The sequence below is a fragment of the Lactobacillus sp. B4026 genome, assembly GCF_026535825.1.
Lineage (GTDB): Bacteria > Bacillota > Bacilli > Lactobacillales > Lactobacillaceae > Lactobacillus > Lactobacillus panisapium.
On the sequence record NZ_JAFNPD010000008.1, the window covers coordinates 49,244 to 61,482 of the forward strand.

At 37.7% G+C, this 12,239-nt stretch carries 12 protein-coding genes; 8 read left to right on the plus strand and 4 right to left on the minus strand.

Translation table 11 applies throughout. From position 1 onward, the window contains the following. Positions 1 to 145: 145 nt before the first annotated feature. From J3U69_RS07515 to J3U69_RS07545, 7 genes are all read left to right on the plus strand, one after another. On the plus strand, positions 146 to 805 hold the full coding sequence (locus J3U69_RS07515) for a histidine phosphatase family protein (RefSeq protein ID WP_220235371.1): 660 nt from the start codon (positions 146 to 148) through the stop codon (positions 803 to 805). Continuing rightward, the gene (locus J3U69_RS07520) at positions 802 to 1,452 is read left to right on the plus strand and encodes a tetratricopeptide repeat protein (protein ID WP_103751542.1); all 651 of its coding nucleotides are present in this window, start codon (positions 802 to 804) and stop codon (positions 1,450 to 1,452) included. The genes J3U69_RS07515 and J3U69_RS07520 overlap by 4 nt, the downstream gene beginning before the upstream one ends. Next, entirely contained in the window at positions 1,445 to 3,802 is a 2,358-nt protein-coding gene (locus J3U69_RS07525; RefSeq protein ID WP_267413584.1) for an ATP-dependent RecD-like DNA helicase, read from the plus strand. The genes J3U69_RS07520 and J3U69_RS07525 overlap by 8 nt, the downstream gene beginning before the upstream one ends. Positions 3,803 to 3,826: 24 nt before the next feature. Next, a complete protein-coding gene (locus J3U69_RS07530) occupies positions 3,827 to 4,216 on the plus strand; it encodes a DUF1828 domain-containing protein (protein WP_103751544.1) in 390 nt (129 codons plus the stop codon). Between the two features lie 64 nt (positions 4,217 to 4,280). Next, a complete protein-coding gene (locus tag J3U69_RS07535; RefSeq protein WP_103751545.1) occupies positions 4,281 to 4,988 on the plus strand; it encodes an ABC transporter ATP-binding protein in 708 nt (235 codons plus the stop codon). A 31-nt stretch (positions 4,989 to 5,019) separates the two neighbouring features. Beyond that, complete coding sequence (locus tag J3U69_RS07540; RefSeq protein ID WP_267413585.1) at positions 5,020 to 5,811, plus strand: ABC transporter permease; 792 nt, start codon at positions 5,020 to 5,022, stop codon at positions 5,809 to 5,811. A gap of 144 nt (positions 5,812 to 5,955) precedes the next feature. After that, positions 5,956 to 6,369 carry a GNAT family N-acetyltransferase gene (locus tag J3U69_RS07545; protein ID WP_267413586.1) on the plus strand — a complete coding sequence of 138 codons (414 nt, stop codon included), beginning with the start codon at positions 5,956 to 5,958 and terminating at the stop codon, positions 6,367 to 6,369. Positions 6,370 to 6,433: 64 nt separating this feature from the next. Here the strand turns inward: J3U69_RS07545 and J3U69_RS07550 are convergent, their stop codons facing one another. The 4 genes from J3U69_RS07550 to def all read right to left on the minus strand — a co-directional run bounded on the left by J3U69_RS07550 (position 6,434) and on the right by def (position 10,065). Then, a complete protein-coding gene (locus J3U69_RS07550; RefSeq protein WP_267413587.1) occupies positions 6,434 to 7,384 on the minus strand; it encodes a diacylglycerol/lipid kinase family protein in 951 nt (316 codons plus the stop codon). 43 nt (positions 7,385 to 7,427) lie between these two features. Next, positions 7,428 to 9,107, minus strand: a complete 1,680-nt coding sequence (gene rnjA, locus J3U69_RS07555) for a ribonuclease J1 (RefSeq protein ID WP_220221095.1) — start codon at positions 9,105 to 9,107, stop codon at positions 7,428 to 7,430. A 5-nt stretch (positions 9,108 to 9,112) separates the two neighbouring features. Continuing rightward, positions 9,113 to 9,337 (minus strand): DNA-dependent RNA polymerase subunit epsilon, encoded by a 225-nt coding sequence (locus tag J3U69_RS07560; protein WP_103751550.1) that lies wholly within the window; start codon positions 9,335 to 9,337, stop codon positions 9,113 to 9,115. A gap of 173 nt (positions 9,338 to 9,510) precedes the next feature. Continuing rightward, positions 9,511 to 10,065, minus strand: coding sequence for a peptide deformylase (def, locus tag J3U69_RS07565; protein WP_267413588.1), 555 nt, complete (start codon positions 10,063 to 10,065; stop codon positions 9,511 to 9,513). Positions 10,066 to 10,319: 254 nt separating this feature from the next. On the opposite strand from def, the gene typA reads away from it, so the two are divergent. After that, positions 10,320 to 12,161, plus strand: a complete 1,842-nt coding sequence (gene typA / locus J3U69_RS07570; RefSeq protein WP_103751552.1) for a translational GTPase TypA — start codon at positions 10,320 to 10,322, stop codon at positions 12,159 to 12,161. Positions 12,162 to 12,239 lie beyond the last annotated feature (78 nt).

Consider the following 12,239-nt stretch of genomic DNA (forward strand, 5'->3'; position numbering starts at 1 on the left):
TGTATAGAGCATTTTTCTTTTTTTGTTGGCTTTTTCAAATACAACATAAGATTGTTAGTCTTATTGAATTTTTTGCTTTTTTCAATTGCGTTAATTAAATGATAAACTATGAAGGTAACAATAAGAGGAGATTGATCGATTAGTAATGCAGATTTATTTTATAAGGCATGGAAAAACAGAATGGAACTTAGAACGAAAATTTCAGGGAGCACATGGTGATTCTCCACTCTTACCCCAAAGTTTAATTGATATTCAAAAACTTGGACATTATTTAAGTCAAACGGAGTTTGCTGGCTTTTATTCTAGTCCGATAAATCGTGCATATGAAACTGCCAAAAGATTAAAGTCGAGTATGTCTTCTTCTTTAATAATTAACCGAGACAAGCGTTTACGCGAATTTGACTTGGGTAAAATGGAAGGACTTAATTTTTCAGAGGCTGCTAGGCAGTACCCACAGCAAGTCGCGGATATTTGGGATAGCCCTGAAAAGTACGATGGCAAAAGTATCGGTGGGGAAAATTATTCAGACGTGATTCAGCGTGGATGGAGTTTTGCGCAGGAAATTGCTCGAAAATACCCTGATGATAGCGATAAAGTAATTGCTGTAAGTCATGGTGCAGCTTTAAGCGCGATCATGGGCGGACTTTTAGCTTATCCTCTTTATGATATTCGTCATAATGGCGCCCTCAGTAATACTAGTTTAAGTATTTTGGAAACGACCGATCAGGGAAAAAGTTTTCACTTACTCGTTTGGAATGAAACTAAGTTTTTAGGAAGAAAAATATTAGGAACAGATTCACTATGACAAATGACCAAAATAACCAAGCAAAAAATAAGCAGCAATCTGAAAAGCAGATTCATGATCTGATTACTAAAATTGATGCAGACCCGCAAAATACTGAAAATTACCTAAAACTTGCTACTTGTCTAATTGAACAGGGGAGTTTTGACCAAGCAACGCAGCTTTTAGAACAAGCAAAACATCTTGTTAAAAATCCGCAAGATTTAGACTATGATTTGGCAGTTTGTCTATATCTGCAAGGCGATTTTGCTAAAGCCCTAGAGTTACTAAACAAAATCCCAAATGATGACTTGGTCTTATACCAAAAGGCTCTGGTTTTTCTCAAATTGGGACAAAGACAGAAAGCTTTAGCCCATGCATTAACAATTAAAAATATCGATAATCGGGTTAAAGAATTGCTGGGAGATATTTGGTTAAGCTTAGGTGATTTAACTAGTGCAAAATCGAGCTATCAGCAAATAAACGAGAATCAAAGAAGTGCTAAGGTCAATTTCATGCTAGGCATAACAACTCTTAATGATAATCGCAAGGAAGCTGAAGAATATTTATGCAAGGCTAAACAAGAGGATCCTAAATTTTACCAGCAGGCTCAAGAACAATATGATGCAATTTTAAAAATGATTAACGATTCGGAAAAGAAAAATGACTAAGTTTAACGGTAAATTAAATCGAATAGTTTTTGAAAACGATCAGGATCTTTTTAAAATTCTTGATGTAACTATCATTGGTAAACTAGAAGATTATGATCGAGAAGAAATTAAAGTTACTGGTAGTTTTGGCGATATTCAGGAAGGTGGAACTTACACTTTTGACGGCAAGCTAGTCGTACATAATAAATTTGGCTTGCAATTTCGCTGTGACAGCTATAAGCAATCAGTTCCGCAAGAAAAAGGAAGTTTAACACGCTATTTAAGTTCCAGTAAATTTCCGGGAATTGGGAAAAAGGCTGCGGATACTATCATCTCAGCTTTAGGAACAAATGCTTTAACCGTGTTAAAAGATAATCCGGCTAAAGTGGCTACATTGCCATTAACCAAAAAGCAAAAGGACAGTTTGATTTCGGGTGTTAATTCAATGGACTCATACTCAGAGATTGTTCTTAAATTAGCACAATTTGGCTTAAATAAAAAAGTGGCAGCTAGACTGTATCAAATTTATCACGGTGAAACTCTAGCTAAATTGGAGCAAGATCCGTATGCCGCGATTGCAGAAGTTACGGGCTATGCGTTTAAAAGTGCTGATAGAATGGGCAGTAAATTAGGAATTGCTGCCGATGATCCGCGACGTATTAATGGTGCAATTTTCCAAATCTTACTCGATGAACTAAGTAAAGAGGGAAATACCTTTGTAAAGTTGGCTTTACTTCTAACGCAAGCAAGTAAGTTATTACAAATTAAACAATTTGATCCCATTGCTACGTGCGTTAACAATCTCCAGCACCAGGGCAAAATTGTTGTATCTGGTGAAGATGCTGCATTGCAGTCTATTTTTGAGACTGAAAACGAAATTGCTCTCACGATGAAGAATTTGATTGAGCGGAAGAATACCACCAAGCCATATAAGGAACGAGCAATTCAAACGGTCATAAAAAATGCTGAGAAGAAATTAAAAATTAGCTATGACGACACCCAAAAGCTGGCCATTAAAAATGCTTTAACTAACCCGATTTCGATTCTGACAGGTGGCCCGGGAACAGGTAAGACAACTATTATCAATGGTATTTTACTTTCATTGCGAGAGCTGGCTGAAATTCCTGCTTCGTCTTTGTACAGTAGCGATCCGCCTTTTTTGCTAGCTGCTCCAACAGGTCGGGCTGCTAAAAGAATGGAAGAGATTACCGGTATTACGGCCAAGACCATTCACAGGATGTTGGGATTAGGAATTGGTGAAAATGACGCTACTGATTTAAACGAATTAAACGGCGAAATTTTAATTATCGATGAAATGTCTATGGTTGACATGTTTTTGTTTAAGCAACTGATTTCTAGCATTAATGATACAAAGCATATCGTTTTTGTTGGGGATAAGGACCAATTGCCATCGGTTGGTGCAGGCAATGTCTTTAGTGATTTAATTAAGGCTAATGCTTTTCCTACAACTGTTTTAAAGCAAATCCACCGTCAAGGAGACGACTCGAGTATTATTACGTTGGCTCATGATATTAATGAGGGTGAAGATCAGCAATCTTTGTTTACTAAAACTAAAAATTATTCTTTCATTTCTTGTCCGCCGCATGAAGTTGATCATGTAGTAAGCCAAATAGTTGAAAGAGCTATTGCCCATGGTTTTGCTAAAGATGACATTCAAGTCTTGGGTGCCATGTATCAAGGACCAGGTGGAGTAACCAATCTGAATAATGTTATACAGGAAATTATGAATCCGGCTAAACCTAACGGTAAAATCCTCGAAGTTCATGATGAAGCTTTTCGGATAGGGGATCGGGTTTTACAGTTACAAAATAACCCTGAAAAAGATATATATAATGGTCAAATTGGTAAAATTTTAGCGATTGATGAAAAAAATCCGCAAAAGTGTATGACTGCAGACTTTGATGGACGGGAAATAAACTTTAGCAAAAAAGATTTATTTGATTTGACCAGAGCTTATGCAATAACAATTCATAAGGCCCAAGGTTCGGAATTTCCACTAGTAATTTTGAGTTTAACAATGCAAAATTATGTTATGTTGAAACGGAATCTGCTGTACACGGCGGTTACGCGTGCCGAAAAAAACTTGGTTTTAATTGGCGATCCTCGGGCGTATGTGATGGCGCTTAATACTTCTGGTAATGATCGGCAAACTGGTTTAAGTCAGAAATTGCAAGAGCAATTAGGCGTTGTTAGTCAGACAACCCCTGAGAAAAAGGTAGAAACACCAAAAGTAGACGAGCAGGTAGAAGAAAAGCCTAAAGATTATTTACTTACTTCTGAATTAATTTACGCTGGTAAAATCGACCCAATGATTGGAATGGCTGATATTAAGCCAGGAATGAAGCATTAACTCAGAATAGGAGAAACTTTTTAAATGAACCAAAATTTTGCTAATGAAAGTCAACAATTAAAAAAGGCAATCGGCTCGTGGGTCCAGGACCAGACGCAAATTTGTCAGATCGCAGATAATGCTTGGGAAATTGTTACGTTTGTTCAAGATGCAATGGGTGAGTCAATCTATTGTTTTGTAGAACAAAAAGATAATTATTTCCGGGTTGGCGATGATGGTCGAACTCTTTTTAAAATTGATCCCAGTGCCAGTGATCAAAACTTGCTAGATTCGGCAGAAGAACTAATTTTAGCTGATGGCTTTGAATATGATGCAAATACGGGTGAAATTTGGGCTCAAGCAGATGAAGAAAGCTTAGTTGCGGTCATAATGGAATTAGTCCAACTTGCCGCAGCGATTTCCTACCTAAGTTGATATTGTTACACTTCAATGTTATAATTCATTAATTCTTAAAAATTAATGAAAAGAGGACTTGCCAATGGCGCTAAAATTTGAGCAACTAACAAAAAAATATGGCAAAAAAATGGTTTTAAATCAAATTGATTTAACAATTAATGTTCAGCCAAAAGTTGTAGGCCTAATCGGCCCAAATGGTGTAGGCAAGTCTACACTTTTGCGTCTTATTGCAGGAGTTCTGGAGCCAACGGAAGGCCGAATAACCAATGATCAAGTAGCCCAAGATTATGCTAAATGGGCAAGTTCACACACGTCTTTTATTGCTTCTGGTGAAAGAGGACTAATTAACCGGCTGAATACTTGGGAAAATTGTCAATTTTTTGCCTCAATTAAAGGTGTTGATCCCAAAGTTGCCCAAAAGAGCATTGCCAAATTGGCTGCTGAATTGAATTTTTCTCCAAATATGAAGACAATTTTTCAAGAATTATCGACAGGTCAAAAGAAGAAGGCAGCTGTTCTAGTTGGTGCCGCCATGCAAACGGATTTTGTCCTCCTTGATGAACCATCAAATGGCTTAGATATTTCTGCGCAAAAGGATTTGGCAGACTTCATTTTGGCACTGAAAAATAATCAGCATAAACTAATTTTCGTTTCGTCGCATGATACTCAGATGTTATCGGGGGTCGTTGATCAATATCTCTTTATTAAAGATAAAGTGATTCCGCGTGTAGTTGATCATCATCTCGAAGAAGCTGATTTGTTGGCAATTTACCATAATATATACAGCTAGAGTCAAGGGGTGAATTAAAGGGGTGAATTAAATGAATAAGTTAAAACAGCTGGTAACTTTGTTTGTGGTTCAGCTTAAGCTGCAGCTAAAAATTAAACTGCGTTATCTCAGTGCAACAATCACCGAAATGATCATATATGCTGGTGCTTTGCTACTCATTTTATTCGGAGCAAACGGTAATAATATTGGTCAGCAATATGGGATCAAGGGCAACATCTTGATAACTCTAATCGGCTATTTGTTCTGGAGCAATGGTGTTTCTGCCTTAAACTCATGTAGTAGTAGTGTCGAAAGCGATGAAACATCGGGAATATTTGAAACTGAGGCGCAATCAGCTCTTCCCTTATGGCTAATCTATTTAGTCCAAACAATTGTTGAAGAACTCTACACCTGGATTTATTTAATCATTATCAGTATTGTCACGAGCTTTTTTGGTCATTTTTCATTGCTTGACTTGTGTATTGCTTTTCTACTAACATTTGTTTTTACCTTGATTTCAAACTTAGGAATGTTTGGTATCGGGCTGATTTTTGCCTCCGGTTCAATTCATTATAAGCGAATGGGACAGTGGGCAACAATATTGCAGGCCTTACTGGTAATGTTTTCCAATATCTATCAACCAATGATTACGCCTTATCAGCAGATTATTCCCTATGCCAGTGGTATCGAAATCGTACGGAGCTTATTTATAGGTAAAAGCGTTCCGCTTAATACCTACATAATTTTTGTAGTGGTTAATTTGTTTTGGCTAATTGTTGGCATTGTTATCTTCAATTATTGCTTTAAAAAGGAAAAAAAGAATGGTTCGTTTGATGCATTTTAGATTAATTTTTAGAGAGAAAGAAAGGGTATTATTTTAAAATTTAAACAGGTTAAATGGTTATCTGCTAATTATCGGAAAGTTAAAAAACTATATTTAAGTGCTTTCCCGCAAAATGAGCGATTCCCACTTTGGCAGTTGCAGTTATTGTCCTTAAAAAAAGCAGTTCAATTTGATGGTCTGTATGATCAGGATCAGTTCATTGGTCTCACTTATACTGCGGTTGATGAAAAGGCGGTTTATCTTTTCTATTTAGCAATTGACCCGACCAAAAGAGGACACGGGTATGGCAGTCAGGTACTGACTTTACTAAAAGAAAGATACCCCGCTAAGCAGATCTTCTTAGATATTGAGCCCGTTACTTCTGAGGCCGACAACTATGAACAGCGACAAAAGCGCTTAGCATTTTATCAGCAGAATGGCTTTAATTTGACTAAGCATCGCTTAATTGACGATGGTGGAATTTATGATATTTGTACTACTGGTAGCCATGTCAATCTTCAAGAATTAAACAAACTTACACGTAAAATGAGTATTTTTGCTCAATCCAAAATCGTATAGTCTTTATCAAATTTAAAGCAAAAAAAGAATCATAAAGATAAATTCTTCATGATTCTTTTTGTTTTTACCGGTACAGTCTAAATTGATCAACAGCAAACTCAAGTTTAAAGGGCTGTCGTTTTATTTGCTCGCCATCAACTTGGGCGAATTCTTTTTGATTAGTTATAACCGTAATTTTATCTGCCTCAATATAATGAAATTGCGGATCATTAAGATGAGAACCATCTTTTAATAGATCAAGAAAAAGCTTAACTAATTTTTTTAAGCTATCTTTTTCAACAATGACCGTGTCAATTTTATGACTATCAATTTTAGCGCAGGGTAATAGAGGGATGCCACCACCAAGATATGGGTGGTTAGTTGTAGTTACTAAAAAGGCATCGTTATAATGCCATCTTTTACCGTTAGCCTCCAGATCAACGTGAAAGGTATCCTGCTTGTACAAGGCCGATAAAATATGAAGACCGTAGATTAACTTGCCTTCATTTAGTTTATTCAGCAGTTTTTTTAGGTTAGAAATATTGCTAAGGTGGTTCACATATGCGTCAAAGCCAATCCCAAAACTATTCGCAAAATAATAAGTTTGCTCACTAATCTCGGGAAGTCTAAAGGAGCCACAATCAGTTAGGGTGGGGCTAAAGACGTGCTGTTTTATATTGTCAAGAAGCACTTGCGGATCACTCGGAAGATTAGCAGCACGGCCAAAGTCATTTCCGGTTCCGGCCGGTAAGTAGGCGAACGGGGTTAACGGATTCTGCGATCTTTTGATACCGTTTAATACTTCGTTTAGTGATCCATCACCGCCAATAATAATTAAAACTTCGTTATTCAAATGCTGCTTGTCAGCATATGTTTGTGCTAACCGAATGGCTTCACCGGCAAATGCACTCTTTTTAACATCAAAAGTTATTTTTTCCTTTATCAGCAATAAAACCATGCGATCTAATATCTTTTTTGCACGACCATTACCAGCAGTTTCATTGACGAGTAGGTGTATTTTTAAATTAGAATTCATTTTGTTTTTTACTTTAAATAAAAAAGCCCGTTTGGGGCTTCAATTATTTTTTCTCAACTATCATCGGCAAAATCATTGGCCTTCTTTTAGTTTTGGAATATAAGAAATCCGCTAAATTCTCAATAATTGCCTTGCGAACAACGCTATCTTTAGGCGTTTCTACCTTATCCATTTCGCTTTTGATAATGTGATAAATGTGTTTTTGCGCTTGATTGATTAATTCTGTTGACTCCCGCATATAGACAAAACCACGACTTAAAACATCGGGGCCAGCCAATACTCGTTTATGCTTGTAGTCAACTGTTGCAACTACCACGACTAAGCCGTCTTCTGATAACACTTGGCGATCATGCACAACCACATTGCCCACATCTGCAGTTCCGGACGTATCAACATAAACATCGCCGGCAGGAACATGACCTGCAATTCTTGAACCTTCTGGGCTAAAGCAGAGGACTTCGCCATTTTCTAAGACAAAGGTGTGATCTTCCGGTACTCCAGCAGCTTGTGCCAATTCCGTATGTACAACTTGCATTCTATATTCACCGTGCACAGGAATCATATATTTTGGCTTAGTCAATCTGACCATCATCTTCAGCTCTTCCTGACCACCATGTCCAGATGTGTGAACGTTATTGATGCGGCCATGAATAACGTTTGCGCCACCTTCCATCAGTTTATTAATGAGGTGGTTAACACTTAAAGTGTTACCTGGTATTGGATTGGAAGAAAAGATTACGGTATCGCCCGGCTGCAAACTAATTTGCCGGTGCGTACCATTGGCTATGCGGGAAAGAGCGGCTAATGGTTCTCCCTGAGAGCCAGTACAAAGAATCATTGCTTGTTCAGCTGGAGTATGATTGATTTCATTAGCATCAACGATTAAACCTTCAGGTACATTTAAATAGCCGAGGTCAATTCCGTTTTGGACGCCATTTTCCATACTTCTACCAAAAATGGCAACCTTTCTTCCGGTATCAATTGCCGCTTCGATTGCTGTTGATACCCGGTAGAGGTTGGAGGCAAAGGTGGCAAAAATAATTCTGCCATGAATGCCTGTGATTATATCATGCAGTGAGTGGGCAACGAATCTTTCCGATTTAGTAAATTGCGAAACTTCGGCATTAGTCGAATCCGAGAGAAGGGCCAGCACGCCCTCGTTACCAAGTTTAGCCATTCTCTGAAAATCTGGTGCAGGTTGGTTCATTACTGGAGTTAGGTCAAATTTAAAATCACCAGTAAAAACAACCGCACCCAGTGGTGTGTGAACCGCGATTCCGAGTGTATCAGGAATTGAGTGAGTAGTTCTAAAGAAGGTAACAGTTAATTTCTTAAATTTCAGAACCGTATCTTCATGTTCTTCATGAAGTTCAGTTGTCCGCAAAATACCATGTTCTTCAAGCTTTCCCTTAATTAATGCAAGTGCAAAAGGTGTAGCATATACGGGGATTTCAGGTATTTTTTCTAAAAGAAATGGAATCCCGCCAATGTGGTCTTCGTGTCCGTGGCTAACTACCAAGGCTTTGATTTTTTTCCGATTCTTAATTAAATAAGAATAATCGGAAATAACATAATTAATACCAAGAAGGTCATCCTCAGGGAATTTAATTCCACAATCCATGATGATAATTTCATCTTGGTATTGAACACAATACATATTTTTGCCGATTTCGTGCAACCCCCCGATTGCAACGACAGCGACTTCATTATTTTTAATACGCACTTAAACTACTTCTTACTCTCGAAAGACGTCAATTTAAAATCAGCGTGCTCTTTTTCATATTCGAGTGAATTTCCAGCTAATTCTTGGATGAGTTCAATGTTGTAGGGGGTATTTTCCTCAACCAAAGTTCTAGCTGTGACTAAATTTTCAGCCTCTAAGTAAAGAGTCTGAGTAGTTTCACGACGAGGGTTAACTACCTTATCTTTTTGATACAAAACTTTGTAGATCATATTTGTATTCTCCTTATTCAGTTAATAAAACGTTCTTGTTTGGGTAGCTTAAAGTATCCAATAGCTAGTAAAATTTTACCATAATTGTTATTTCAAGTATAGAATCGAGTTCTAATAGTTTAATAAAAAAACCGTCAAACACCAGCTGACGGTTTAATTTCGGGTATATTCAATTAATAAATAACAACAGTATCATCATCTAATTGGAACGGATTTTGTTTGTTAATCCGGTCATAAAAGAGGTGACCACGTAAGTGCTCAATTTCGTGTGAAGCAACAATGGCAGGGTAGTCTTTAAGCCGAATTGTCTTTTCTTCACCATCGACTGTATAATAATGAAATTTTAATTTATCAGGTCGTGGTACATAACCATCAATCACTTTATCAACACTTAAACAGCCTTCGCCTTCGCTGAGACATGCTTGACGAACGGATTCAGATAAAATTTCTGGGTTAACAATTGTTTCTTTAAAAATAATTTCGTTTTTATCGTTGGGTACGAGCAAGGATGCCATTTGGACGCTTTCGCCAACCTGCGGCGCTGCAAGTCCAACACCGGCACGCAATTGGTGCTTCTTAGCGATTTCTGGATCTTGTGAGTTAATTAAGTATTCCATCATTTCATCAGCAAGATGGCGATAATGGTCGCTTAAAGGAAAAGTTAGCGGTTTTGCTACTTGTCGTAACACAGGATCACCGTCGCGGGTAATATCTTTCATTAAAATCAATTACATTCACTCTTTCATAAAAAGTTATATCTATATTTTTACCATAAGTTAGGCTAATTTGTCTGCTTTTTATTCTATACTAAATTTTTAATTTGAAAAAGAGGGATAAACGTTGACCAGTATATAGTTAGGTGTTAAAATCAATGAGCGTAAATATACAGATATGAAACACTTCGATTAGCATGTTTTTGACGTGCCGCCGAAACTGTGACATTGTCACAGTTTTTTTATTGAGGAGTGGAGGAGGAATACTTTTGTCAGAAAAAAGAAGAGACGATATTAGGAATATAGCTATCATAGCTCACGTTGACCATGGTAAGACAACTTTGGTTAACCAATTATTGAAACAATCCGACACTCTGCCCGAACATATGGCTCTGGAAGATCGTGCAATGGATTCTAATGATATTGAACGTGAACGTGGTATTACTATTTTATCTAAGAATACTGCGGTTAAATATGGTGATACTACCATCAATATTTTGGATACGCCTGGACACGCCGACTTCGGTGGTGAAGTTGAACGTATCATGCACATGGTTGATGGGGCTTTGCTATTGGTGGACGCCTATGAAGGTACAATGCCACAGACTCGTTTCGTGTTGAAGAAGGCGTTAGAGGCTGGTGTTAAACCAATCGTTGTGATTAACAAGATTGATCGTCCTGGTGCTCGTCCTAAAGAAGTTCTTGATGAAGTTCTGGAATTATTCATTGAATTAGGTGCAAATGATGAACAACTTGACTTTCCGGTTGTTTATGCTTCAGCATTGAATGGTACTTCCTCATATGATCCGGATCCAGCAACTCAAAAAGAAACAATGGACCCAATTTTCGACACAATCATTAAAGCTATTCCAGCTCCACTTGATAATGCTGATGAGCCACTTCAATTCCAAATTACAATGCTTGACTGGGATGATTATGTTGGCCGTATCGGTGTTGGTCGTATTTACCGTGGTAGTGTAAAAGTTGGCGACAACATTACAGTTATGAAACGTGATGGTTCACAACAAAACTTCCGGGTTACTAAATTATTTGGTTTCTTTGGTTTGAAGAGAAATGAGATCACAGAAGCTAAGGCTGGTGACATCATTGCAATCAGTGGTATCAACGATATCTTTGTCGGTGAAACTATTGCTTCTGCTGAAGATCCTGAAGCATTGCCATTTCTTAAGATTGACCCACCAACTTTGCAAATGGACTTTGTTGCTAGTGACTCACCATTTGCAGGTCGTGAAGGAGACAAGGTTACCCCAAAGAAATTGGAAGACCGTTTAATTAAGCAAACGCGGACAGATGTTTCTTTGAAGGTAGAACCAACTGACCAAATTAATGCGTGGACAGTATCTGGTCGTGGTGAATTACACTTATCAATTTTAGTTGAAGAACTTCGGCGTGAAGGTTTTGAATTGCAACTTTCCCGTCCAAAAGTAATTTACCGGGAAATTGATGGTCAAATGTGCGAGCCTTACGAAGCTGTGCAAGTTGATACGCCAGATGAATATGTGGGTTCGGTTATCGATACGCTTTCCCAACGTAAAGGTGAAATGAAGAACATGGAATCAACTGGTAATAACCAGACTCGCCTTGACTTCTTAGTTCCTTCACGTGGGTTAATTGGTTATAACAATGAATTTATGTCTCAAACTGGTGGTTATGGTATTTTGAACCATAGTTTTGACTGCTATAAACCAGTTGTTAAGAACTGGGAACCTGGTCGTCAAAATGGCGCATTGGTTTCAATTAGTCAGGGTAAATCAACTACGTATTCATTACAAACTGTTGAACAACGTGGAGAACTATTTATCGGTGCCGGTGTTGAAGTTTATGAAGGAATGATTGTCGGTCAATCATCTCGTGACCGTGATATTGCAGTCAATGTTATTAAGGGTAAAAACTTAACTAACACACGTGCTGCTGGTAAGGATCACGCTGCCGCAATCAGAACGCCAAAAACTTTAACTTTGGAAGAAGCTATTGAGTTCTTAAATGATGACGAATATTGTGAAGTAACACCTGAATCAATTCGGTTACGTAAGAAGATCTTAAACACTTCTGAACGGCAAAAAGCTGATAAGAAACGTAACAAAAAGTAAATATTATCAACAAGAACGGCACTCACTGATGAAGTGGTGCCATTTTTGTTTTATAATAAGGGATAATAATTTACAAAA

Coding starts and splice junctions, on each gene's coding strand:
- J3U69_RS07515 (WP_220235371.1), top strand. CDS start 146: ATGCAGATTTATTTTATAAGGCATGGAAAAACAGAATGGAACTTAGAA.
- J3U69_RS07520 (WP_103751542.1), top strand. CDS start 802: ATGACAAATGACCAAAATAACCAAGCAAAAAATAAGCAGCAATCTGAA.
- J3U69_RS07525 (WP_267413584.1), top strand. CDS start 1,445: ATGACTAAGTTTAACGGTAAATTAAATCGAATAGTTTTTGAAAACGAT.
- J3U69_RS07530 (WP_103751544.1), top strand. CDS start 3,827: ATGAACCAAAATTTTGCTAATGAAAGTCAACAATTAAAAAAGGCAATC.
- J3U69_RS07535 (WP_103751545.1), top strand. CDS start 4,281: ATGGCGCTAAAATTTGAGCAACTAACAAAAAAATATGGCAAAAAAATG.
- J3U69_RS07540 (WP_267413585.1), top strand. CDS start 5,020: ATGAATAAGTTAAAACAGCTGGTAACTTTGTTTGTGGTTCAGCTTAAG.
- J3U69_RS07550 (WP_267413587.1), bottom strand. CDS start 7,384: ATGAATTCTAATTTAAAAATACACCTACTCGTCAATGAAACTGCTGGT.
- J3U69_RS07560 (WP_103751550.1), bottom strand. CDS start 9,337: ATGATCTACAAAGTTTTGTATCAAAAAGATAAGGTAGTTAACCCTCGT.